The following is a 24,189-nucleotide window of genomic DNA, read 5'->3' as shown; positions in this document are numbered from 1 at the left end:
CGCGCCCGGCCGTCAGGCGTCCCAGAGGGCACCGAAGGCCAGCAGTTCGTCGCGGTACTCGATGCGGCCCTCCCACTCGCGCGGCCAGACGTCCGCGCCGAGGTGGGCCCCCGCGAAGGCGCCCGCCAGGCAGGCGATCGAGTCCGAGTCCCCCGCGGTGCAGGCCGCGCGGCGCAGGGCGGTCAGCGGCTCCTGCGGGAAGAGCAGGAAGCACTGGAGGGCGGTGGCGAGGGCCTCCTCGGCGATCCAGCCGTCGCCGGTGGTCAGGCAGGGGTCGGTCTCCGGGGAGGGGGCGCGCAGGGCCGCCGCGAGCCGGTCCAGCACGCCCAGGCAGTCGTCCCAGCCCCGCGCGATGAAGGACTCGGCCGAGGCGTCCGAGGCGGTCCGCGCCCAGAGGTCGCCGAGCCAGCGCTCGTGGTAGCGGGTGCGGTTCTCCAGGGCGTACGAGCGCAGCCGTCCGACCAGGCCGGTCACCTCGGCGCCCCCGGCGAGCAGGTGCACCGCGCGGGCCGTGAGGTCCGAGGCGGCCAGGGCCGTGGGGTGGCCGTGGGTCAGGGCGGACTGCAGCTGGGCGGCGCCGGCCCGCTCCTCGTCCGTCCAGCCGGGTACCAGCCCGACGGGCACCACCCGCATGTTCGCGCCGCAGCCCTTGGAGCCGACCTGGCTGGCCTCGCGCCAGTCGCGTCCGGGACGGTCCAGCAGCCGGCAGGCGGTCATGCAGGTGCGGCCGGGGGCCCGGTTGTTCTCCGGGGAGTGGTACCAGTCGACGAACTCCTCGCGGACCGGGCGGGCCAGCCGCAGCGGGCCGACCCGGCCCCGTTCGGCGGCGGTCCGGATGCCTCGGGCCAGGGCGAGGGTCATCTGGGTGTCGTCGGTGACGATGGCCGGGCGGGGCAGGGCCGTCTCCCGCCACGGGCCGGTCTTGGCGAGGATCGAGGGGACGTCGTTGAACTCGGTGGGGAAGCCCAGGGCGTCGCCCAGCGCCAGGCCTATCAGGGCGCCGGTGGCCGCGCGCTTCGTGGTGCTCGTCATCGCTGGTGTCCCTCCGTGGGGCGGAGCAGGGGCGGGTGCAGGGCGGTGGCGGGCCCGGGCCGGTAGAGCGCTGCGGGCTTGCCGCGTCCGCCGGTGAGCCGGGCGGCCCCCGGTACGGCTTCGACGAAGCCGGGGGTGGCCAGGACCTTGCGGCGGAAGTTGGGGCGGTCCAGGGAGGTGCCCCAGACCGTCTCGTAGACGGCCTGGAGCTCGCCCAGGGTGAACTCGGGCGGGCAGAAGGCGCGGGCCAGGCAGGTGTACTCCAGCTTCGCGCCGACCCGTTCGCGGGCGTCCGCCAGGATCACCGCGTGGTCGAAGGCCAGCTGCCGGGCCTCCCCGGCCGGCACCCAGCGGGCCCGGTCCGCGTCACCGCCGCCCTCCGCGGTCGGCTCCGGCATGTCGGGGACCAGCGCGGTGAAGGCCACCGAGACCACCCGCATCCGGGGGTCCCGGTCCGGTTCGCTGTAGGTGCGCAGCTGTTCCAGGTGCAGGGCGTCGACCACGGCCACGGGCAGCCCGGTCTCCTCGGCCAGTTCGCGGCGGGCGGCGCCCTCGGCGGACTCGCGGGGCAGCACGAAGCCGCCGGGCAGCGCCCAGGCGCCCGCGTACGGGTCCTGGCCGCGCCGGATCAGCAGGACGTGCAGCTGCCCGCCCCGCACGGTGAGCACGGCGAGGTCGGCGGTCACCGCGAACGGCTCGAAGGCGCGGGGGTCGTAGCCCGCCGGCGCCCCGGTCACCGGTTCTCCGGCAGCGGGTCGGCGAAGCGCCGGCCCTCCGCGAGCAGCCCGTCCACGGCGGCCACGGCGGCGGCCAGCCGCGCGCGCCGGTCGCCGCGCACGGTCAGGAAGCGCCGTCCGGTCGCCTCCAGTCCGGTGCGAAAGCGCTCGGTCATCCAGGGTCTGAGGTGCGGGCCGTCGCGCAGTCCGTCGTCCTCGAAGGGCACGTCGGCGTGGTCGGTCAGCAGGTACAGGTCGCGGTGGGTGAGGGCGGCGGTCCGCTCGACCTCCTCGTTGCGGCGGCCCAGGTAGCGCTCGTGCCAGATCCCGGTGGCGAAGGAGTCGGTGTCGCAGATCAGCACCGGGGAGCCCCGCCGGGCCGCCCGCTCCTCCGCGATGTCCTGGCGGCGGGCGATGAGGGGGAACTCGTCCGTGGTGAAGGTGATGTCGGCCCAGGTCGCGCCGGGGTCGGCGGCGCGGGCCGCGGCGAGCTTCTCCTCGCTGTGGCGGCGGCCGTACTCGGCGACCCAGCCGGTGGCCGCCCAGACGCCGCCGCGGGCCCGGTAGTGCGCGGCCAGGGCCCGGGACAGGGTGGTGGTGCCGGTGGACTCGGCGCCGAGGACGACGACGCGGCGGGTCAGCGCGGCCCGTACGCCCGGCCCCAGGAATCCCCAGTGGGCCACCGGGTCGGCCCGTACGGCCGTGCCGGAGACCGGGAACAGCGTCCGGTCCGGGTCCACGAGGACCTCCTCGGCGCCGAACCGGCGGGCGAGTTCGGCCCCGTACTCCTCCGAGGTGAAGACCGCGTCGACGGGCCCGGGCACCGCACCCCGGAAGACGGCCATGTGGGCCTCCCAGACCGCCGGGTCGTGCAGGTCCACGGAGATGTCGTCGACGGCGCCGACGACGTCCGCCCCGGGGTGCGCCTCGCGCATCCAGGCGACCCGGTCGGCGAGCGGTACGGACTCCACTGAGGCGGCGCAGACCAGCACGGTCAGCCGCTCGCAGCGGTCCTGGGCGGTGCGCACCAGGTGGTGGTGGCCGGCGTGCGGCGGGTAGAACTTGCCGAGCACCAGCCCGTGGCCGAAGCGCCTCACGCCGTCGCCCCCCGGGCCGTACGGGCGGCGTCGGCCACCGGGGCGGTCAGGGTCCGGCGCCAGCCGAGCAGGCCGGCCGCGCACAGGGCGAGGAAGCCGACGTAGAGCAGGGCGGTGAGGTGCAGGCCCTTGTGGACGTAGAGCGGGACGTAGACGAGGTCGGCGGCGATCCACAGCCACCAGGACTCGACGAGCTTGCGGCACTGGCCGTAGGTGGCCGCGAGCGAGAGCCCGGTGGTCAGGGCGTCCCAGAAGGGGACGGTGGAGTCGGTGGCGCCGTCGAGCAGCAGGGTCAGGAGGGGGACCCCCACCGCCCCCGCCGCGGCCAGCGCGGCCCATTCGGCGCGCGTGGTGCGGCGCACCGGCAGGGCTCCCGCGGTTCCCGGTCCACCCCCGTGGGTCCAGGACCACCAGCCGTACGCGGCGAGGGCGATGAAGACGATCTGCAGTCCGGCGTCGGCGTAGAGGCCGGCCTGTGCGAAGAGCACGATGAAGAAGACGTTGTTGGCGATGCCGATCGGCCAGTTGGCCACGTGCTGTCGGGCCACCAGCCACACGCACAGGGCGCCGGTGGCGAAGCCGAGCACCTCGGTCCCGCTCAGGGTCCAGTCCATCCCGGCCCCCCTCCTTTTAATAGTCAGACTGACTATAAACACGGAAGGGGGTCCGGGCAAGGGAAGAGCCCGCAGTGCCGTGGGCACTGCGGGCTCTTCCGCTCGCATGACGGGGCCGGGCGGGGGCCCGGCCGGCGCGGTCCTACAGGCCGACCTCGCGCATCAGCATGCCGACCTCGGTGTTGGTCAGCCGGCGCAGCCAGCCGGACTTCTGGTCGCCCAGCTCGATCGGGCCGAACGAGGTGCGCACGAGCTTCTCGACCGGGAAGCCGGCCTCCGCCATCATGCGGCGGACGATGTGCTTGCGGCCCTCGTGGAGGGTGACCTCGACCAGGTAGTTCTTGCCGACCTGGTCGACGACGCGGAAGTGGTCGGCGCGGGCGTACCCGTCCTCCAGCTCGATGCCGTCCTTGAGGCGCTTGCCGATCTCGCGGGGCAGCGGGCCGGTGATCGCCGCGACGTACGTCTTCTTCACGCCGTACTTCGGGTGCGTGAGGCGGTGGGCCAGCTCACCGTGGTTGGTGAGCAGGATGATGCCCTCGGTCTCGGTGTCGAGCCGGCCGACGTGGAAGAGGCGCGTCTCGCGGTTGGTGACGTAGTCGCCCAGGCACTGGCGGCCGTCGGGGTCCTCCATGGTGGAGACGACGCCGGCCGGCTTGTTCAGCGCGAAGAACAGGTACGACTGGGTGGCGACGGTCAGGCCGTCCACCTTGATCTCGTCCTTCGGCTGGACGCGCTTGCCCTGCTCCAGCACGATCTCGCCGTTGACCTCGACGCGGGCCTGCTCGATGAGCTCCTCGCACGCGCGGCGCGAGCCCATGCCGGCCCGGGCGAGGACCTTCTGCAGGCGCTCGCCCTCCTCCTCCGCACCCGGGAAGGTCTTCGGGGTCTTGATCACGGGCTTGTCGGCGTACCGGTCGCGCACGCGCTCCTCGATCCGCGCGTCCAGCTCGCGCGGGCGGGACTGGCCGCTGCGGCTGCCCGGGCCGCGGCGCGGGCCGCCGGCCCCGCCGATGCCGGGGGTCCTGGAGGTCTTGGGGCCGCCCTTGGCACCGCCGCGCGCCGCCGCGCCGCGGGCGCCGCCGGATCCGCCCCGGCCTGCGTCGGCCGCGCCGCGGGCACCGCCGCCGCCGGCCTTGGCACCGCCGCGGCCGTTGCGCTCGCCCTCGGGGCCGACGTCGTAGCGGCGCTCCTCGGGGCGGGGGTTGCGCGGGCGCTGGGGGGCCTGGTCGCGGTCGCGGTCACGCGCACCGCCCGCGCCGGATCCGCCGGAGCCCCCGCCGTAGCCGCCACCGCTGTTGCCGTAGCCGCCGCCGCTGCCGCCGCCCCGGTAGCCACCGCCACCGGAGCCGCCGCTGCTGCCGCTCCGGTAACCGCCGCCACCGGAGCCGCCGCTGCTGCCGCTCCGGTAACCGCCGCCACCGGAGCCGCCGCTGCTGCCGCTCCGGTAACCGCCGCCGGAGCCGCTGCCGCTGCTACCGCCCCGGGGGCCACCGCCACCGGAGCCGGCGCCGCGGGAGCCCGCGCCGCCGCTGTTGCCGCCGCGGTGGCCACCACCGCCGGAGCCGGCGCCGCGGGAGTCACCGCGCCCGCCACCGCCGCCGCTGTTCCTGTTGCCGCCACCGTTGCCGTTGCCGTTGCCGCTGCTTCGCATCAAAGTTCCGTCGTCTTGTCGTCGTCTTCATCAGTGTCCGGTGCGTCCGGATCGAACGACGGCACACCTTCTTGCGTCTCGGCTTCGATCGCGTCCGCCTCGGGGAGGAAGGGCGCGAGCTCCGGGAGCTCGTCCAGGCCGCGCAGGCCCATCCGCTCCAAAAAGTGGTTCGTCGTCCTGTACAGGATCGCACCTGTTTCGGGTTCCGTCCCCGCCTCGGCCACCAGACCCCGCTGCAGGAGGGTCCGCATGACCCCGTCGCAGTTGACTCCGCGGACCGCCGAGACCCGCGAGCGGCTCACCGGCTGGCGGTAGGCGACGACCGCCAAGGTCTCCAGGGCCGCCTGGGTGAGCCGGGCCTGCTGGCCGTCCAGGACGAACGCCTCCACGGCCGGCGCGCAGGCGGCCCGGCTGTAGAACCGCCACCCGCCGGCCACCAGCCGCAGCTCGAAGCCGCGGCCCGCGGCGGTGTACTCCTCGGCCAGCTCCCGCAAGGCCACCGCGACCTCGCGCGGGGTCCGCTCCAGCACCTTCGCCAGGTGCGCCTCGGTCGCCGGCTCGTCCACGACCATGAGGACGGCCTCCAGGGCCGGCTTCAGCTCCAGCCCGGCCACGGTGCCCGCCGGGGCCGGGCTGGGAGCGGCGCGGTCCGACCGCGCGGGGCTCGCGTCGCTGTTCAATCCTTCGCCTCCACGATCTGGTCGAACTCGTCGGTCACGGTCGGCATCCCGTCGCCGTCGCCGCCGCTCCAGCGCACGGTGAGGGTCTTCAGCGCGTCCTCCTGGTCGAGGACGACCGCCTTCTCCCGGTAGAGCTCCAGGAGGGCCAGGAAGCGGGCGACGACGGTGAGGGTGTCCCCCGCGTCCTCGACGAGCTCCTGGAAGGTGGCCTCCCCGCGCGCCTTGAGCATCAGCACCACCAGCCCGGCCTGCTCGCGCACGCTCACCAGCGGGGCGTGGATGTGGTCCACGTACACCTGCGGTCTGGCCCGGGGCTGCATCGCCCGGGCCGCGAGGCGGGCGAAGCCCTCGGCTCCGATCCCGATGACCACCTCGGGCAGCAGGTCGGCGTGGTGCGGCTCCAGGCCGACGGTGCGCGGGTGGCGGCGGCCCTCGACCGCCGCCCGGTCCTCGAAGATCTCCGCGACGCGCTTGTACGCCCGGTACTGGAGCAGGCGCGCGAAGAGCAGGTCCCGCGCCTCCAGGAGCGCGAGGTCGGCCTCGTCCTCGACCTCGGCGACCGGCAGCAGCCGGGCGGCCTTCAGGTCGAGGAGGGTGGCGGCCACGACGAGGAACTCGGTGGTCTGGTCCAGGTCCCAGTCGGGGCCCATGGCGCGGATGTGGGCCGTGAACTCGTCGGTGACCTGCGACAGGGCGACCTCGGTGACGTCGAGCTTGTGCCGCGAGATCAGCTGGAGGAGCAGGTCGAACGGTCCCTCGAAGTTGGCCAGCCGCAACGTGAAGCGCCCGTCTCCGGCCGCCGGAGGCGCCGGACGGCCCTCGGGGGCGCCTGCGGCGGGCTCGGGGCCCTGCGGGGGACCCGGCACGCCCGCGGCCGGTGCGGGCGGCGCAGCGGCCGCTCCAGGGGCCGTGGCGCCGTCTCCCGGCGCGCCCGGCCCGGAGTCGGGGCCTCGCCCCAGGGGTCGGCGGGGCGGTCGGCCGGGTTCGGCGGGCAGGGGCATGGGGGTCCAGGGTGGTGCGCAGGGGCGGCGGAGCGGCGTCCGGACCGGCGGGTGGGGCTCCGGGCCGCACCGGCAGCCTAGGCGGGCCCCGGCCCCGGCGGCGGGAGCGGCGGAGCCGGGAGCGGCCGTCAGCGGCCGCGCAGTCTCCGTACGAGGATGCTGGCGTCGCCCCGGGACTCCAGGTCGGCGAGGACGACCGCCACCGCCTCGCGGACGATGCGGCCGCGGTCGACCGCCAGGCCGTGCTCGCCGCGCAGCACCAGCCGCGCGTGTTCCAGGTCCATGAGTTCCTCGGCGGAGACGTAGACCGTGATCTTCTCGTCGTGCCGCTCGCGCCCGCTGGGGCGCCGGTTGGCGCCCCGGCCCTGCCCCTTGCCGCGCCCGCCCGGCTGGGCGGGCCCGTTCGCGGATCCGGCAGAACCTTCCTGCGGCCGCCTGGGCGCCCCCACCGCGGGGGACGCGCCGGCCGCGGCCTCCCGGCTGCGGCCCTCCCCCGCCGTGTTGTCCGCCGGGGCCGTCGAGTGCTCCGCGGCGGGCGCCTCGTCGGCTCCCCGGCGCGGCGAGGAGGACTGGAGGGCCATCCCCCCGGTCGTGCGGAACAGTTCGTCGGCTCCGGGCAGACTCACTCGGCGTGACACCGGGCGAGCACCTCCCTGGCCAGCTGGCGGTAGGCGGCGGCGCCGACGGAGTTGGAGGCGTACGTGGTGATGGGCTCACCGGCGACGGTGGTCTCCGGGAAGCGCACCGTGCGGCCGATGACCGTGTGGTAGACGTGGTCGTCGAAGGCCTCGACCACGCGGGCCAGGACCTCGCGGCTGTGCACCGTACGGGAGTCGTACATGGTGGCGAGGATGCCGTCGAGCTCCAGCTCCGGGTTGAGCCGCTCCTGCACCTTCTCGATGGTCTCGGTCAGCAGGGCCACGCCGCGCAGTGCGAAGAACTCGCACTCCAGCGGGACGATGACCTTGTGAGCGGCCGTCAGGGCGTTCACGGTCAGCAGGCCGAGCGAGGGCTGACAGTCGATCACGATGTAGTCGTAGTCGGCCATCAGCGGCTTCAGGGCCCGCTGCAGGGTGGACTCGCGCGCGACCTCGCTGACCAGCTGCACCTCGGCGGCGGACAGGTCGATGTTGCTCGGCAGCAGGTCCATGTTGGGGACCGCCGTCTTCAGCAGCACCTCGTCGGCCGACATGCCCCGCTCCATGAGCAGGTTGTAGACCGTCAGGTCGAGTTCCATCGGGTTCACGCCGAGGCCCACGGACAGGGCGCCCTGCGGGTCGAAGTCGACGAGCAGCACGCGGCGGCCGTACTCGGCGAGCGCGGCGCCCAGGTTGATGGTCGACGTGGTCTTGCCCACGCCGCCCTTCTGGTTGCACATCGCGATGATCTTCGCCGGGCCGTGGTCGGTCAGCGGTCCGGGGATCGGGAAGTACGGCAGCGGGCGTCCGGTCGGGCCGATCCGCTCACGGCGCTGCCGGGCAGCGTCGGGGGCGAGGGTGGCCGCGTACTCGGGGTCCGGTTCGTACTCCGCGTCGGGGTCGTAGAAATGCCCTTCGGGCACGTTGTCGTAGTCGGCGAATCCCACGGGCTTGTCGCCGCTCGGGTCGCCGGCCCTGGAGTTCACGTCTAGGCCGTCCATGCTGTTTCGGGGCGTCGTCAGGTGCTGGTGGTTTGCGAAGGTGCGGACTGCGACGGAGCCGACAGCCTCAAGGCCGACGGGGCCTTGGCCCCGCTCCGGCGTCCCTGCTCGACCACCTCCAGGAGCAAATGTCGACTCATTCACAAGTCGTCTTACCTCCTCGGACGTGACCAGGACACTTATCGATAGGTCAGCGTGGCACCATGCCGACGGTTGGCGACTCTATGGCGTGTCACCACTCAGCGGCAACACAATCCGCCGGACCCGACGCGTTGTGTCGGCAACCGAACACCACTCTGTCAAGGGCGTCCGAGCTGTCGCCGGGAAGTTTCGCGGGTGCGCGAAAGGGTTAAAGGGTTACGTTCGAGGCGAGTTGAGCGGGGTCTCGGAAGCGGTCGCAAACACGTCCGGCCGGACCTCGCGAGCAAGGTCCGGCCGGATACGTGAGATTGACGTCAGTCGTTGACGCCTCAGCCGAGCAGGGTGCTCAGCGGGAGGGTCGGGAGGCCGTGGGCCTCGGCGACGGAGCCGTAAACGACCTGCCCGTCATGGGTGTTGAGGCCCAGCGCGAGCGCCGGGTCGCGGCGCAGCGCCTCGGCCCAGCCGAGGTTCGCCAGCTGCACGATGTAGGGCAGCGTGGCGTTGGTGAGCGCGTAGGTGGAGGTGTTCGGGACCGCGCCCGGCATGTTGGCGACGCAGTAGAAGACCGAGTTGTGGACCTGGAAGGTCGGGTCGGCGTGCGTGGTCGGACGGGAGTCCTCGAAGCAGCCGCCCTGGTCGATCGCGATGTCGACAAGGACACTTCCGGGCTTCATCCGGGAGACGAGCTCGTTGGTGACCAGCTTCGGGGCCTTCGCACCCGGGATCAGCACCGCGCCGATGACGAGGTCGGCCGCCAGGACGGCCTTCTCGAGCTCGTAGGCGTTGGAGACGATCGTCTGGATCTTCGTGCCGAAGATCTTGTCGGCCTCGCGGAGCTTGTTGATGTCGCGGTCGAGCAGGGTCACGTGGAAGCCCATGCCGATGGCGATCTGCGCGGCGTTCCAGCCCGAGACGCCGCCGCCGATGACCACGGCCTCGCCGGCCGAGGTGCCGGGCACGCCGCCGGGGAGGACGCCGCGGCCGCCGGCCGAGCGCATCAGGTGGTAGGCGCCGACCTGCGGGGCCAGGCGGCCCGCGACCTCGGACATCGGGGCGAGCAGCGGGAGCGCGCGGTTCGCGAGCTCGACCGTCTCGTACGCGATGGCGGTGGTGCCGGAGGCCAGCAGGGCGTCCGTGCACTCGCGGGAGGCCGCCAGGTGCAGGTAGGTGAAGAGCGTCTGGTCCTTGCGGAGGCGGTGGTACTCCTCCGCGATGGGCTCCTTGACCTTGAGCAGCAGGTCGGCGGCGGCCCAGACCTCGTCGGCGGTGCCGAGGATCTCGGCGCCGGCGGACACGTACTCGGCGTCGGTGATCGAGGAACCGACACCGGCGTTCTGCTCGACGAAGACCTGGTGGCCGCCCCGGACCAGCTCATGCACGCCGGCGGGCGTGATGGCGACACGGAACTCGTTGTTCTTGACCTCGCGGGGGATGCCGACCTTCATCGTCGATCACGGTCCTTGGCTCAGGGGGTTTTTCGGGGCAATGACACACATACCCGCCCACAAGAACGCGCAACGGGATGCACCACAGGATGACGTGGTGAAGCCAGTCTAATGAAGGATGAGGCGCTGTCTAGCCTTGCAAACGAATAATCTTAGTCGGAACTACTGCGGATTTCGCAGGCTGCGGGGTCGTCGCCCAGCAATCTGTCGGCTGCGGACCGGTGCAACCTCGCGGCCGCGGGGTCGCCGAGCCGGTCCAGCGTGTCGGCCAGCCGCACCTGCAGCGCGGCCTGCAGCCGCTGGTCCCCGGCCCGGCGCGCGAGCTCCACCGCCTCCCGGCAGGTGTGCAGGGATTCCTCGGGCCGGCCGGCGTACTCCTGGACCCGCGCCATTTCGCTCAACGCCTTTGCCTGGCCCGGTACATCGGCCAGCTTGCGGTAGCCCTTGGCGGCGGCCCGCCAGTTGCGCAGCGCGTCCCCGTAGCGACCCGTGTAGGTGTGCACGTTGCCGAGGCGTCCGTACAGCCTGGCCTCGTCCGCGCGCTCCCCCCGCGCCAGGGCGTGGGAGAGGGCCCGGCCGAACCAGTCCGAGGCCCGGTGCCAGTCCGCCAGCTCCTGGTACGCACCCCCTACGGATTCCATCGCGCGGCCGGCCGCGTACGGGTCGTTCGCGGCCCGTCCGGCGTCCAGCGCGGCCCGGTAGCGCTCCAGGGCCTCCTGGGTGCGGCCGGTCTCGGCGTCCAGATCGGCCAGGTTGAGCAGGGCCGCGGCCTGCTCGCGGTACAGGTCCCGACGCTCGGCCACGTCCAGCACCAGTCGGTGCAACCCGTACAGCTCGGGGGCGGCCTCGGCGGTCCCGCGGTGGGCCGCGAGGGCCCGTACGAGGGCGGCGACCAGCCGGCGGGCCAGGGTGTCCAGCTCGCCGTCGGCCACGGCCAGCGAGGCGGCGGCGGTCAACGCGGGCAGCCGGGTGTCCAGCCAGGTGGCGGCGGCCCGCCGGTCCGGGAAGCGCAGGGCGCGCGGCAGGCCGCCCAGCTTCTCCGGGCCGCCGATGCCGGGGTCCTCCTCGCCCTCGGCCATGGCCCGGCACGAAAGCAGCAGCCGTACCGTGCGCTCCAGCATCCGGGCCCGGGCGAGCTGCACCTCGGCGGGGCGCTCCTTGGCCTCCAGCAGGGCCTGGAGCAGGGGCGCGAGCGAGCCGGGCACCTGGAACAGGCCGTCCTGGGCCGGGTGCAGGAGGCCCAGTCCGGCGAAGTCGTCCAGCGTGGACTGGGCGGCGGCGACCGAGCAGCCGGCGAGGGCGGAGGCGGTGTGCGCGTCGACGATGCCGGCGGGCGCGAGCGGCAGCAGCCGCAGGGTGCGCTGGGCCGGCTGCGGCAGCGATTCGTAGACGAGCCGGAAGCCGCGGGCGAGCGGACCGCCGGTGCTGGCCGGCATGTCGTGCAGCTGCTTGGCCACGTCGGCGACGGAGGCCTTGGGGTGGGCGGCGAGCCAGCCGCCGACCAGGCGCAGCGCGGCGGGCTGGCCCCCGCACTCCTCGGCCAGGGCCTCGGCGGCCCGGGGGTCGACGGTGACGCGGATGTCGCCGATGTTGTGCGCGAGCATCTGCACGGCGGAGGGGGTGTCCAGCCCGCCGAGGGTGCAGGGGCGCACGTCGGGGATGCCGGTGAGCGGGCCCTCGGCGGTCACCACGACCAGGCACTCGGGGGTGTCGGGCAGCAGGGCGTCGACCTGCTGCGGGTCGGCGGCGTCGTCGACCAGCACGATCGCCCGCCGGCCCGTGAGCGCGGTGCGCAGCGCGGAGCTGAGGTCGTCCTCGCCGGCTCCGGGCGGGGTGGGCCGCCCCAGTCCCTCCAGGAGGTCGCGGACGGCGCGCTCGGTCGGCACGCCCTGCCCTCCCGGCGAGGTGAGCCGGGTCCGCAGCACCCCGTCGGGGTACTGCTCGGCGACCTCGCGCACGAACGCCTCGGCCAGGGCGGTGCGCCCCGAACCGGGGCGTCCGGCGACGAGCAGGACGCGCGCCCGGGGTGCTTTGGCCTTGCGGCCCGAGAGGGTGTCGAGCCCGGTCCGTGCGATGTCCTCGCGCAGCTCCTTGAGCTCACGCCGCCGCCCGACGAAATCCGTCACGGAAACCGCTCCTCTCCCTGCGTTCGGATTGCGAGCGTAGTTCACGCAGAGCGACGAGCCGGGTGGAGCGCGGCGGGCAAATCCCCCAATCGGATCAGCGGATGGTCACACCAGCGGGCCGTTCGGCCCCACCGCCGGTCGCTCAGGCCTCGTACGGGCGGGCGGGCCAGGGCGCCAGGGCCGGCCGCAGTGCGTCCAGGCCCTCCCCGGCCAGCGCGGCCGAGGCGGCCAGCACGCCCGTGACCAGCCCCGGGTTGCCGAGGCGGCCCGCCAGCACTCCGGCGACCAGGTCGGCCAGCGGAATCCGGGCGATCTCCATGTCGGCCTCCTCCTCGGACACCTCGTACCGCTCCCCCTCGGCCTCGGCCAGGTCGCGGGCGAGGAAGATCCGTACGGCCTCGTCCGATCCGCCCGGCGAGCTGAAGAAGTCGGCCAGCACCCGCCAGTCCTCGGCCTTGACGTGCGCCTCCTCGTACAGCTCGCGCTGGGCGGCGTGCAGCGGGTTCTCCCCCGCCACGTCCAGCAGCCCGGCGGGCAGCTCCCACAGGCGGTGGCGGACCGGGTGCCGGAACTGCTTCAGCACCAGGACGCGCTGCTCCTCGTCGAGTGCCAGGACGCACACCGAGCCGGGGTGCGCCTGGTAGTCGCGGCGCACCACCGCCCGGTCGGGCATCCGCACCTGGTCCGACCTGACGGCCGTCTTGGCGCCCTGGAACGGGGTGCGCGAGGCGACGACCTCCCACGACTCCGGTGTGTCCACGATGTCGTTGCCCATGGCCATGGCCGTACCTTCCCGAGAAACGCGACAGCCGGGGCACGATTCCGTGCCCCGGCTGTCTACGTTATGCGGTCAGGCTCTCACTTCGCGGACTGCTGCCGCTCCACCGCCGCCTTGACGAGGCCGGTGAAGAGGGGGTGGGGGCGGGTGGGGCGGGAGCGGAGTTCGGGGTGGGCCTGGGTGGCGACGAGGTAGGGGTGGACGTCGCGGGGGTATTCGACGTATTCGACGAGTGTGTTGTCGGGGGAGGTGCCGGAGAAGACGAGGCCGGCCTTCTGTTCGAGTTCGCTGCGGTAGGCGTTGTTGACCTCGTAGCGGTGGCGGTGGCGTTCGTCGACGTAGGGCTGGTCTCCGTAGGCCTCGCGGACCAGGGAGCCCTCGGCGAGTTTGGCGGGGTACATGCCCAGGCGCATGGTGCCGCCGAGGTCGCCGGCGCCTTCGACGAAGGCGAGTTGTTCTTCCATGGTGGAGATGACGGGGTGGGGGGTGGAGGCGTCGAACTCGGTGGAGTTGGCGTCGGTGATCCCGGCGAGGTTGCGGGCGGCCTCGATGACGACGCACTGCAGGCCGAGGCAGAGTCCCAGGAGGGGGACGCGGTTCTCGCGGGCGTAGGTGATCGCGCCGACCTTGCCGTTGACGCCGCGGTCGCCGAAGCCGCCGGGGACGCAGATCGCGTCGGCGTCGGCGAGGGCGGTGGCGGCTCCGGCGGGGGTCTTGCAGTCGTCGGAGGTGACCCACTTGACGTGGACGCGGGCGCGGTTGGCGAAGCCGCCGGCGCGCAGGGCCTCGGTGACCGACAGGTAGGCGTCGGGGAGGTCGATGTACTTGCCGACGAGGGCGACGGTGACTTCGTGGTCGGGGTTGTGGACGCGGTCCAGGAGGTCTTCCCACACGGTCCAGTTGACGTCGCGGAAGGGCAGGTCGAGCTTGCGGACGACGTAGGCGTCGAGGCCTTCGGTGTGCAGGACCTTGGGGATGTCGTAGATCGACTTGGCGTCGATCGCGGCGACGACGGCGGCTTCGTCGACGTCGCACATCAGGGAGATCTTGCGTTTGATGGAGGTGGGGACCTCGCGGTCGGCGCGCAGGACGATCGCGTCGGGCTGGATGCCGATGTTGCGCAGGGCGGCGACCGAGTGCTGGGTGGGCTTGGTCTTCAGCTCGCCGGAGGGGCCGATGTAGGGCAGCAGCGAGATGTGGACGACGAAGACGTTGTCGCGGCCGACTTCGTGGCGGACCTGGCGGACGGTCTCCAGGAACGGGAGGGACTCGATGTCGCCGACGGTCCCGCCGACCTCGGTGATGACGACGTCGACGTCCGCGGTCGCCATGCGGCGGATGCGGTGCTTGATCTCGTTGGTGATGTGCGGGATGACCTGGACGGTGTCGCCGAGGTACTCGCCGCGGCGTTCCTTGGCGATGACGGTGGAATACACCTGTCCGGTCGTCACGTTCGCCGACCCGTCGAGGTCGACGTCCAGGAACCGCTCGTAGTGGCCGATGTCCAGGTCGGTCTCGGCGCCGTCGTTGGTGACGAACACCTCACCGTGCTGGAACGGGTTCATCGTCCCCGGGTCGACGTTCAGGTACGGGTCGAGCTTCTGCATCGTGACCCGCAGGCCCCGAGCCTTCAGCAGCGCACCCAGGCTGGAGGCCGTCAGGCCCTTGCCGAGGGACGAAGCGACACCCCCGGTGACGAAGATGTGCTTGGTCGTCATGGATTTGGGCGGCATCGCCAAGAGGGGGCTCCCGTGGTCGCGAGGTGAGGTGCGTCCGGCGCCGGCCTCCGTCGATCCGGAAGGGTCTCAGGGGGCGCCGAAGCTGCGGTTTCGGGGCTCCTGGTTCGCACAGGCAGACCACCGGTCCACGGGGTATCAGCCTATCAGCGCCCGGGCCGGTCCGCCTCCGACGACGTCCCGCGGCCGTGTCCGAAGCCGCGTCGGCGGACATATCGGCTGCTCACCCGTTTGGCCTAGTCACATTCTTCGCAGGCTTAGGGAGATCACTAGGGTGCCGTCATATCCTGCTCGGATATTGCGAACATCGCCGCCGGGCAGTCCGTCAGACGGCCGACCCGAGCCCGTATGCGGAATCATGGGCTCAGCGCGGAGATCCCCCACCCACGGGTGACCGCGCAACCGCGCAATGCAAGCGCCCTTCGGGGCGGACGTGGCCGTTCGACTGGAGATGCACGTGTCCGGGCGCATCGAGGATTACGCACTGATCGGGGACATGCAGACCGCCGCGTTGGTCTGCCGGGACGGGGCCGTGGATTGGCTGTGCCTGCCCCGTTTCGACTCCCATGCCGTGTTCGCGAGCATTCTCGGCACCGAGGATCACGGCTTCTGGCGGATCGGCCCGGCGTTCCCGGCGGGCGTGGACGCCCCCCGGGCGACCCGGCGCCGGTACCGCGGTGACTCGCTGGTCCTGGAGTCGGAGTGGGACACCCCGCGGGGAACCGTCCGCGTGGTGGATTTCATGCCGCCCCGCGAGGACCACGCCCCTCAGCTGATCCGCATCGTGGAGGGGGTCAGCGGCCGTGTCCCGATGCGGTCCGCCCTGCGCATGCGCTTCAGCTACGGGCGGGTCGTGCCCTGGGTCCACAAGGTCGACGGGCGCACGGTGGCCGTGGCCGGACCCGACTCGGTCTGGCTGGACACCGAGGCCCAGACCTACGGCAAGGACCTGACGACCTACTCCGACTTCACCGTCGGACCGGGCGACCGGGTGGCCTTCGCCATCAGCTGGCAGCCCTCCCACAAGGGCGCACCGGAGACCCCGGACGCCGAGGAGGCCCTGGAGGCCACCGCGGAGTTCTGGCGCGAGTGGGTCGAGCAGTGCACCTACCACGGCCCCTACCGGGAGGCGGTGATCCGCTCCCTGATCACCCTCAAGGCCCTCACCTACGGCCCCACCGGCGGGATCGTCGCCGCCCCGACCACCTCCCTCCCGGAGGAGATCGGCGGGGTCCGGAACTGGGACTACCGCTACACCTGGCTGCGCGACGCCGCCATCACCCTGTCCTCGCTGCTGCGCACCGGCTACCGCGAGGAGGCCCGCGCCTGGCGCGAGTGGCTGCTGCGCGCGGTGGCCGGCGACCCGGAGAACCTGCAGATCATGTACGGGATCGCCGGCGAGCGCGAGCTCGGCGAGACGGAACTGGACTGGCTGCCCGGCTACGAGGGCTCCACCCCGGTCCGGGTAGGCAACGGCGCCGCCGGCCAGCTCCAGCTCGACGTGTACGGCGAGGTCACCGAGGCCCTGCACCTGGGCCACATGACCGGGCTGGCCCGCAGCGACTACGCCTCCCTGCTCCAGCTCAAGCTGATCCGCTACCTGGAGACCCACTGGGACCAGCCCGACGAGGGCATCTGGGAGGTGCGCGGCCCGCGCCGCCACTTCGTGCACTCGAAGGTGATGGCCTGGGTGGCCGTGGACCGCACGATCAAGCTGATCGAGAGCGGCGACGCGGACGGACCGCTGGAGCGGTGGCGCGAGCTGCGCGACGAGATCCACCAGGACGTCTGCGAGAAGGGCTACGACAAGGAGCGCAACACCTTCACCCAGTCCTACGGGTCGAAGGAGCTCGACGCCTCCCTGCTGCTCATCCCGCAGATGGGCTTCCTGCCGCCGGACGACAAGCGGGTCATCGGCACCATCGAGGCGATCCAGCGCGAGCTGTCCACGCCCGACGGCTTCATCCTGCGCTACCCCACGACGGGCGGCGAGGCCGGCGTGGACGGTCTGGAGGGCGACGAGGGCGCCTTCCTCGCCTGCTCCTTCTGGATGGCCGACGACCTGGCGATGATCGGACGGGTGGACGAGGCCCGGCGGCTGTTCGAGCGGCTGCTGGCGCTCCGCAACGACCTGGGACTGCTCGCCGAGGAGTGGGACCCGCGGCTCCAGCGGCAGGTCGGGAACTTCCCGCAGGCCTTCAGCCACGTTCCGCTCATCGACACGGCCCTGCGGCTGACCGCGAGCGGCGCGTACGGGGGGTAGCCGGACCGGAGCGCCCCTCCGGGGACGTCGGGGCGGGAGCGGGCCGTACGGGCTCCGCTCCCGCTTCCGTTTGCCGCCCCCGGACGGGACCAGGGCCTGGCCGGGGCGTAGGACCGCTCCCGCCGATCCCCTCCGCTTCGGCTGTGGCACCGGCCCGGCCCGGCCCCCTGGTAGCGTCCGGCGGCATGGACAACCAGGGCGGAATCACGGTTCAGCGGGCACTGGAGCTGCCGGGGCTGCGCAGCGGGCTTCCCGAGGTGGTGGCCTGCGCCGACCGGCTGGGCCGGACCGTCCGCTGGGTGCACGCGGGCGAGGTCCCCAACATCGCCTCCCTGCTCAAGGGCGGCGAGCTGCTGCTGACCACCGGCCTCGGCCTCGGCACCCGCCCCGCCGAGCAGCGGGCCTTCGTACGCCGTCTCGCCGACCGCGGCATCGCCGCGCTGGTGGTCGAACTGGGCCCGCGCTTCACCCGGCTGCCCGCGACGATCGTGGAGACGGCGCGGACGGCCGGCCTGCCGCTGGTCCAGCTGCACCGGGAGGTGCCCTTCGTCGCCGTCACGGAGGAGGTCCACACCGAGATCGTCAACGGCCACTACGCGCTGCTCCAGCGGGCCGAGGAGGTCCACCGGCGCTGTACGGAGGCCCTGCTGGGCGGCGGCGGCATCCCCCAGGTGCTGCGCATCCTGGCCGACTTCACCGGGAACCCGGTGTTCCTGGAGACCCCGGACGGGCAGCTGCTGTACGCGGCGGGCGGCTCTGCCAACGACGCGGGCGCGGACCCGCTCCAGGTCTGGGAGGGGCTCCGGGGCCAGCGCGAGGCCGAGCCGTCGGGGAACACGGTGGTGGTCGACGTGCCGGGGGGCGGCCACGGCACGGGCTCGGTCCGGGCCCGGGTGGTGCTGACCGGGGTCTCGGCCCCGCTGCTGCCGGTGCACCGGATGGCGGCGGAGCGCACGGCCGGGGTGCTGGCCGTCGTCCTCATGCAGGCGCGGCAGGAGGACGAGCTGGCGGCGCGCGGGCGCGGCGACTTCCTGACGGACCTGGCCGAGGGCCGCATCTCGGCGGAGGACGCGCCCGCCCAGGCCCGCGTCCTGGGCTTCAAGCCGGGTGCCGGGCCGCTGCTGCCGGTGGTGATGCGGCTCTCCTCGGAGCTGGGCCCGTCCGGCAACTGGGCCGTGCTGGCCCGCGCGGTGCTGGAGGAGCTGTCGTCGGTGGGCGTCCCGGTGCTGCTGGGGGTGCGGCCGGTCGAGGGCCGGGTGCCGCTGCTGGTCTCGCTGCGGGCGGAGTCGGAGCGCACGGCGGTCGCGGACCGGGTCGCGCTCGCGCTGCGCGCGGGCGTGGAGCGGGCGGGACTGGACCGTGCGGCCTCGCCGCCGGCGGTGGTGGTGGGCGTCGCGGGCGGCTGGGCGGCCGCCTCGGCGGGCCTGCGCCACGCGGCGGAGACGGCCACGGCCGCCCACGGCCTGCCGGCCCGCCCCTGGTACGACGCCCGCCGCCTGGACATCGACCTGCTGCTGTGGCGGCTGCGCGAACACCCCGACCTGGCCGCCTTCGTGGACCGCGCGATCGGCCCGCTGCGTGCGCACGACGTGGCCTCGCGGCCGCCGCTGCTGCCCACCCTGGAGACGTACCTGGCGCACGCGGGCCGCAAGGCGGAGACCGCCCGCGAGCTCCACCTGAACCGCCAGACCCTCTACAACCGGCTGGCGCGCATCGCGGACCTGCTGGGCACCGACCTGGACGACCCCGAGACGGTCCTCTCCCTGAGCCTGGCCCTGCGCGCCCGCCGCCACACCGCGTCCTGACCCGGCGCCGCCGTGCGGACGCCTGGGGCGTCCCTTCCGGATCTTGCCTGACCCGCGCCGCCCGGCACCGACGCGGGCTCAACCGGCACGATCCGAAAGAGACGACCTAGTGACCTGAGTCAGAGATTCGGTGGCAGTAGGCGGCGACTTTGTCGAGGATTTCGTCGGCTGTCTTCGTCCAGACGAAGGGCCTGGGCTGGTCGTTCCAGTCGCTCAGCCAGGCCCGGATGTCGCGTTCGAGGGCCTGGACGGAGCGGTGGACTCCCCGCTTGAGCTTCTTTTGTGTGAGCTCGGCGAACCACCGCTCGACCAGGTTGAGCCAGGACGCGCTGGTGGGTGTGAAGTGCAGGTGGAACCGCGGGTGGGCCAGCAGCCACTTCTTGATGTCCGGCGTCTTGTGGGTCGCGTAGTTGTCGAGGATCAGATGGACCTGAAGATCCGCCGGGACCTCTTTGTCGACCTTGGTCAGGAACTTCTTGAACTCGGCGGCCCGGTGGCGGCGGTGGAGTGATCCGATGACCTTGCCGGTGGCGACCTCCAGGGCCGCGAAGAGGGTGGTGGTGCCGGCGCGGATGTAGTCGTGACTACGGCGCTCGGGAACGCCGGGCATCATGGGCAGGACCGGCTGGGACCGGTCCAGGGCCTGGATCTGCGACTTCTCGTCCACACAGAGGACCAAAGCCTTCTCCGGCGGGTCGAGGTAGAGACCGACCACGTCACGGACCTTGTCGATGAACAGCGGGTCCGTCGACAGTTTGAACGTTTGGGACCGGTGCGGGGCCAGCGCGAACGCCCGCCAGATCCTCGAGACCGTCGACTGGGACATCCCGGTTGCCGCGGCCATCGACCTCGTCGACCAATGCGTCGCGTTCTTCGGCGTCTCTTCCAGGGTTTTGACGATGACCCGCTCGACATCCGCGTCGGTGATCTTCCGCGGGACACCCGGACGCGGCTCGTCGCCCAGCCCGTCCAGGCCGTGCTCCAGGAAACGCCGCCGCCACGTGCGGACCGTGTCCGGAGCGATCCCCAGCCGCCGCGACACCTCCATGACCGAGTGCCCACCCGCGCACTCCAACACGATCCGCGACCGCTGAGCCAAAGCCTGGGCCGTCGAGCGACGACGCAACCAACCCTCCAACACAGCCCGCTGGGCATCAGTGACCGACAACGGCGGAATCTTCGGACCCGGACGACTCATACCGAACCAACGACAAACCTCAGACTCAGGTCACTAGCGCCGCGGGCGTTCCATCAGTTCGTCGTAGACCGAGAGGACCTGGGCGACGGTGTCGTCCTCGGACGGCCAGGTCGCCGCCTGGGCGCGTCCGGCGGCGGCGAGGGACGCCCGCCGGTCCGGGTCCGCCAGCAGGGCCGTCACGGTCCCGGACAGGGCGGGCGCGTCCCCGTACGGGACCAGGGCCGCGCCCTCGCCCACCAGTTCCGGTACGCCGCCCACGGCGGCGGCCACCAGCGGCACTCCGGCCCGCAGCGCCTCCTGGGCCAGGGGCGCGCGCGGTTCGCCCCGGCCCGGCAGGACGGCGAGGTCCGCCGCGGCCAGCAGCTGCGCCGCGTCCCGGCGGTGGCCGAGCAGCCGTACGGGCAGGCCCTCGGCCTCGATCCGCCGGGAGAGTTCCGCGCGCAGCGGCCCCTCCCCCGCGATCACGAGCAGCGGCAGCGGGTCCATCGCCCGCCAGTCCCGGGCCGCGTCGAGCAGGACGGGGTAGCCCCGGTGCGGTGCCAGGCCGCCGACGGCGATCAGCAGGGGCCTGCCGACGACGCCGAGTTCCGCGCGCGCCTTGCCGGGGTCGTCGGGCTCGGGGGCGGCCGGGATCGCCACGGGTGCGAGCCGCGCGTCGCGGGCGCCGCGCAGCCGGGCGAGGTCCACCAGGTCCGAGGAGGCCCCGAGGACCACCGCGGCGGCCCGGGCGACCTGCCGCTCCAGCAGCCGGCCCAGCCGGCCGAGCGCGCCGGCGGCCGGCGGGCCGTCGCCGTGCCAGCTCACCACCAGCGGGACCCGCCGCCCGCGCAGGGCCAGCAGGGCCCGCATCCCGGCCCGCACGCCGTGGGCGTGGACCACGTCCGCGCCGGCGCAGGCGGCCCGCAGCGCGCTGGCCGCGTCGGGCTCGAACCGGGCTCCCGCGCCGGTGAAGTCGTACTCGCCCTCGGCCGCCACGGGCGCGCAGACCGTGACCCGCACCCCGCGCGCGGCGAGCCCGGTGGCGAGCGACCGGACGTGGGCGCAGCCGCCGTCGCCCGCGCTCCCGCCGAGGACGTGGACGGTGCGCAGCGGGGGCCGCCCGTAGGGCTGTGCGGGGGCCGGGGAGGTGACCGGGGAGCTGCTCACGGGCCGAAGCTCCAGGGTGAGGGGAGTCAGAGACGTCGCCCAGGATGCCAGTCCGTACGCGCGTTCCGGGACCATACGGGTGCGTATCCCGTACGAGATCTCGCCGGACCCCCCTCAGGCTCACCCACACGGGCTATGCGGGCGTCGGCGCGGCGCCCCCGCGGTCACCCGGCGAAGGCTGCCGCGGAACGCGCCGCGGGCCCGCGGGGCAGGGCGCGGGGCCCCGCGGCCCGCGCCGGGCTGCCCTGCGGTACCGGTCGCCGGGGCTCCGCGTCCCGGTCGCCGCGGCTGCGCCGGACGTGGCGAGGGCCCGGCGCGTCCCCGCGCCGGGCCCTCGCGTACGGCACCGTTCAGCCGTCGGCGCGCGCCGCCGCCAGCAGTTCCTCGGCGTGGGCGCGCGCGGAGGCGGAGTCCTCGTGGCCCGCCAGCATCCGCGACAGCTCGCGGACGCGGGCCTCGCCCTCCAGGACCGTGACGCCGCTGCGCGTCACCGAGCCGTCGTTCGTCTTCTCGACCAGCAGCTGCCGGTCGGCGAAGGCGGCGACCTGCGGGAGGTGGGTGACGACCACGACCTGCGCCGACCGGGCGAGCTTGGCCAGCCGCCGGCCCACCTCGACGGCGGCCTTGCCGCCGACGCCCGCGTCGACCTCGTCGAAGAGGTAGGTGGGCACGGGGTCGGAGCCGGCGAAGACGACCTCCACCGCGAGCATCACCCGGGAGAGTTCACCGCCCGAGGCTCCCTTGGCGATCGGCCGCGGCGGCGCTCCGGGGTGCGGGGCGAGCAGCAGCTCGACCTCGTCGGCGCCCGACGCGCCGTAGGCCACGGCCCGGCCGCCGACCTCGACCCCTTCGGGGTCCTCCGTCTGCCGGACGTCGATGGTGACGCGGGCGTGCGGCATGGCCAGCGAGGCGAGTTCCTCCGTGACGGCGGAGGCGAAGAGGGTGGCCGCCTCCACCCGGGCGTCGGTCAGCGCCTGTGCCAGCAGCGACAGTTCGGAGCGCAGCCCGTCGCGTTCGGCGGTGAGTTCGGCGATCCGCTCGTCGTCCCCGTCGAGCTCCAGCAGCCGTGCGGAGCCTTCTTCGGCCCAGGCCAGTACGGATTCCACGGTGGCGTCGGCGGCTCCGTACTTGCGGGTGAGCTGGGTCAGCGCCGCCCGGCGCTCCTCCACCGCGGCCAGCCGCAGCGGGTCGGCGTCGAGGTCGTCGGCGTACCCGGCGAGCTCGCCGGCGACGTCGGCCAGCAGGATGCCCAGCTCGCCGATCCGTTCGGCGAGGGCGCCGAGCGCCGGGTCGTGGGCGCGTACGGACTCCAGGGAGCGGTGGGCGCCCGCGACGAGCGTGTTGGCGTCGACGACCTCCAGGTCCTCGGGGTTGCCCGCGAGGGCGGCGTGCGCCACCTGGGCCGCGGAGGCCAGCGATTCGGCGTGGCCGAGCCGTTCCGCCTCGGCGGCCAGCTCGACGTCCTCGCCGGGCAGCGGCTCCACGGCCGCGATCTCCTCCAGGCCGAAGCGGAGCAGGTCCGCCTCCTGGGCCCGCTCCCGGGCCCGGGTGGTGAGGGTGTCCAGTTCCACGGCGACGGAGCGCAGCCGCCGGTAGGCGGACGCGTACTTCTCCAGCGGGACGGCCACGGCCCCGCCGGCGTACCGGTCGAGGGCCTGGCGCTGCCGGGCGGGGCGCAGCAGGCCCTGCTGGTCGGTCTGGCCGTGGACGGCGACGAGGTCGTCCGCGAGTTCGCCGAGCAGGCCGACGGGGACGGACCGGCCGCCGACGTGGGCGCGCGAGCGTCCCTCGGCGGAGACGGTCCGGCTGATCAGCAGGGCGCCGTCGTCGAGCTCCGCCCCGGCCTCCTCGGCGCGCAGGGCGGCGGGGGCGTCGGGGCGCATGACGAGACGGCCTTCGACCACCGCCGCCTTGGCCCCGATCCGCACCAGGGCGGGGTCGGCGCGCCCGCCGAGCAGCAGGCCGAGGCTGGTGACGACCATGGTCTTGCCCGCGCCGGTCTCGCCGGTCACCGCGGTGAAACCGGGCGACAGCTCGACCACCGCGTCGTCGATGACTCCGAGCGACCGTATCCGCATCTCCTCAAGCACGGGACGACGATACCGAGGTTTCACCGGTGCCATGTGACGTCACCCGCCGGAGTCTTTCGAACCGATGTACGAAAAGAGGGCGCGCCGGAGGTCTCCCGCGGGGTCAGTGGGGCGCCCCGCGCCAGCCCGATACCGGCAGCGCGAACTTCGCCACGAGCCGGTCCGTGAACGAGGCGTGGTGCAGCCGCGCGAGCCGCACCGGGACCGTTCCGCGCCGGACCTCCACGCGCGCCCCGGCCGGCAGCTCCAGCATCCGCCGCCCGTCGCACCACAGCACCCCGTGCGGGGTCCCGGTCTGCACCTCGACCGCCAGGACCGAGTCCGGCGAGGTCACCAGCGGCTTCGCGAACAGCGCGTGCGCGCTGATCGGCACCATCAGGAGTGCCTCCACCTCCGGCCAGACCACCGGCCCGCCGGCCGAGAAGGCGTACGCGGTCGATCCCGTCGGCGTGGCGCAGACGATCCCGTCGCAGCCGAAGCCGGAGACCGGACGCCCGTCGATCTCCAGGACCACCTCCAGGATCCGCTCCGGCGACATCTTCTGGATCGCGGCCTCGTTGAGCGCCCAGTCCCGGTGGACCACGTCGCCGTTGGTGTGCACGGTCACGTCGAGGGTCATCCGCTCCTCGACCTCGTAGTCCCGCGTCACCACCCGGTCCACGACCTGGTCCAGGTCGTCCCGCTCGGCCTCCGCGAGGAACCCGACCCGCCCCAGGTTGACGCCCAGCATCGGCACCCCCGAGCCGCGCGCGAACTCCGCGCCCCGCAGCAGGGTCCCGTCCCCGCCGAGCACGATCAGCAGCTCGCAGCCCTCCAGCACCTCCGGGGTGCACTCGGCCACCAGCTCCACCTCGCGCGGCAGCGGCAGGTCCACCGCCTCGTCCTGCAGGACCCGTACGCCCAGCCCGCACCGCAGCAGGCCCTGTACGACCAGCTCGGCACTGCGGATGGCCGCCGGCCGCCCGGTGTGCGCGAGCAGGAAGACGGTCCGTCCCGCGCCCGACACCCCTGAAGCCCCTGAAGCTGCT

Annotated in this window: 19 protein-coding genes; 2 read left to right on the top strand and 17 right to left on the bottom strand. The window is 73.6% G+C overall.

Features of this window, described 5'->3' with window-relative positions:
- Positions 1-12: 12 nt before the first annotated feature.
- From CP968_RS25710 to CP968_RS25650, 13 genes are all read right to left on the bottom strand, one after another.
- The gene (locus CP968_RS25710) at positions 13-1,032 is read right to left on the bottom strand and encodes an ADP-ribosylglycohydrolase family protein (RefSeq protein ID WP_150520255.1); all 1,020 of its coding nucleotides are present in this window, start codon (positions 1,030-1,032) and stop codon (positions 13-15) included.
- A complete protein-coding gene (locus CP968_RS25705; RefSeq protein ID WP_150520254.1) occupies positions 1,029-1,769 on the bottom strand; it encodes an NUDIX hydrolase in 741 nt (246 codons plus the stop codon). Before CP968_RS25705 ends, CP968_RS25710 begins: the two co-directional genes overlap by 4 nt.
- Entirely contained in the window at positions 1,766-2,845 is a 1,080-nt protein-coding gene (locus CP968_RS25700) for an AAA family ATPase (RefSeq protein WP_150520253.1), read from the bottom strand. Before CP968_RS25700 ends, CP968_RS25705 begins: the two co-directional genes overlap by 4 nt.
- Positions 2,842-3,459, bottom strand: coding sequence for a nicotinamide riboside transporter PnuC (gene pnuC, locus CP968_RS25695; RefSeq protein ID WP_150520252.1), 618 nt, complete (start codon positions 3,457-3,459; stop codon positions 2,842-2,844). Before pnuC ends, CP968_RS25700 begins: the two co-directional genes overlap by 4 nt.
- Before the next feature lie 142 nt (positions 3,460-3,601).
- Positions 3,602-5,113, bottom strand: coding sequence for a pseudouridine synthase (locus CP968_RS25690; RefSeq protein WP_150520251.1), 1,512 nt, complete (start codon positions 5,111-5,113; stop codon positions 3,602-3,604).
- Positions 5,113-5,727, bottom strand: a complete 615-nt coding sequence (scpB, locus tag CP968_RS25685; protein ID WP_150522126.1) for an SMC-Scp complex subunit ScpB — start codon at positions 5,725-5,727, stop codon at positions 5,113-5,115. The genes CP968_RS25690 and scpB overlap by 1 nt, the downstream gene beginning before the upstream one ends.
- A 62-nt stretch (positions 5,728-5,789) precedes the next feature.
- On the bottom strand, positions 5,790-6,794 hold the full coding sequence (locus CP968_RS25680) for a segregation and condensation protein A (protein ID WP_150520250.1): 1,005 nt from the start codon (positions 6,792-6,794) through the stop codon (positions 5,790-5,792).
- Between the two features lie 128 nt (positions 6,795-6,922).
- A complete protein-coding gene (locus CP968_RS25675) occupies positions 6,923-7,432 on the bottom strand; it encodes a hypothetical protein (RefSeq protein WP_150520249.1) in 510 nt (169 codons plus the stop codon).
- Positions 7,417-8,577 (bottom strand): ParA family protein, encoded by a 1,161-nt coding sequence (locus CP968_RS25670; protein ID WP_150520248.1) that lies wholly within the window; start codon positions 8,575-8,577, stop codon positions 7,417-7,419. The genes CP968_RS25675 and CP968_RS25670 overlap by 16 nt, the downstream gene beginning before the upstream one ends.
- A gap of 326 nt (positions 8,578-8,903) precedes the next feature.
- Entirely contained in the window at positions 8,904-10,019 is a 1,116-nt protein-coding gene (gene ald, locus CP968_RS25665) for an alanine dehydrogenase (protein WP_150520247.1), read from the bottom strand.
- 152 nt (positions 10,020-10,171) lie between these two features.
- Positions 10,172-12,145: a tetratricopeptide repeat protein gene (locus CP968_RS25660; RefSeq protein WP_306419934.1), complete on the bottom strand. Its 1,974-nt coding sequence runs from the start codon at positions 12,143-12,145 to the stop codon at positions 10,172-10,174.
- A gap of 142 nt (positions 12,146-12,287) precedes the next feature.
- Positions 12,288-12,926: an NUDIX domain-containing protein gene (locus CP968_RS25655; RefSeq protein WP_373304108.1), complete on the bottom strand. Its 639-nt coding sequence runs from the start codon at positions 12,924-12,926 to the stop codon at positions 12,288-12,290.
- 77 nt (positions 12,927-13,003) lie between these two features.
- Positions 13,004-14,656: a CTP synthase gene (locus CP968_RS25650; RefSeq protein ID WP_150520245.1), complete on the bottom strand. Its 1,653-nt coding sequence runs from the start codon at positions 14,654-14,656 to the stop codon at positions 13,004-13,006.
- A gap of 454 nt (positions 14,657-15,110) precedes the next feature.
- Here CP968_RS25650 and CP968_RS25645 point away from each other — a divergent pair, with 454 nt between their 5' ends.
- The gene (locus CP968_RS25645) at positions 15,111-16,922 is read left to right on the top strand and encodes a glycoside hydrolase family 15 protein (protein WP_167536946.1); all 1,812 of its coding nucleotides are present in this window, start codon (positions 15,111-15,113) and stop codon (positions 16,920-16,922) included.
- A 185-nt stretch (positions 16,923-17,107) separates the two neighbouring features.
- Positions 17,108-18,727, top strand: a complete 1,620-nt coding sequence (locus tag CP968_RS25640; RefSeq protein WP_150520243.1) for a PucR family transcriptional regulator — start codon at positions 17,108-17,110, stop codon at positions 18,725-18,727.
- A 106-nt stretch (positions 18,728-18,833) separates the two neighbouring features.
- Here CP968_RS25640 and CP968_RS25635 read toward each other — a convergent pair whose 3' ends face one another.
- The 4 genes from CP968_RS25635 to CP968_RS25620 all read right to left on the bottom strand — a co-directional run bounded on the left by CP968_RS25635 (position 18,834) and on the right by CP968_RS25620 (position 24,167).
- Positions 18,834-19,925, bottom strand: coding sequence for an IS630 family transposase (locus tag CP968_RS25635; protein ID WP_150517909.1), 1,092 nt, complete (start codon positions 19,923-19,925; stop codon positions 18,834-18,836).
- A gap of 33 nt (positions 19,926-19,958) precedes the next feature.
- Positions 19,959-21,071, bottom strand: coding sequence for a glycosyltransferase family 4 protein (locus tag CP968_RS25630; protein WP_229886965.1), 1,113 nt, complete (start codon positions 21,069-21,071; stop codon positions 19,959-19,961).
- Between the two features lie 350 nt (positions 21,072-21,421).
- A complete protein-coding gene (gene recN / locus CP968_RS25625) occupies positions 21,422-23,149 on the bottom strand; it encodes a DNA repair protein RecN (RefSeq protein WP_189829242.1) in 1,728 nt (575 codons plus the stop codon).
- Positions 23,150-23,264: 115 nt separating this feature from the next.
- Entirely contained in the window at positions 23,265-24,167 is a 903-nt protein-coding gene (locus CP968_RS25620) for an NAD kinase (RefSeq protein ID WP_150520240.1), read from the bottom strand.
- Positions 24,168-24,189: the final 22 nt, after the last annotated feature.

The organism is Streptomyces subrutilus, assembly GCF_008704535.1.
Classification (GTDB): domain Bacteria; phylum Actinomycetota; class Actinomycetes; order Streptomycetales; family Streptomycetaceae; genus Streptomyces; species Streptomyces subrutilus.
The sequence above is the reverse complement of the archived record's forward strand: the minus strand, read 5'-3'. Positions and strand labels throughout refer to the sequence as shown.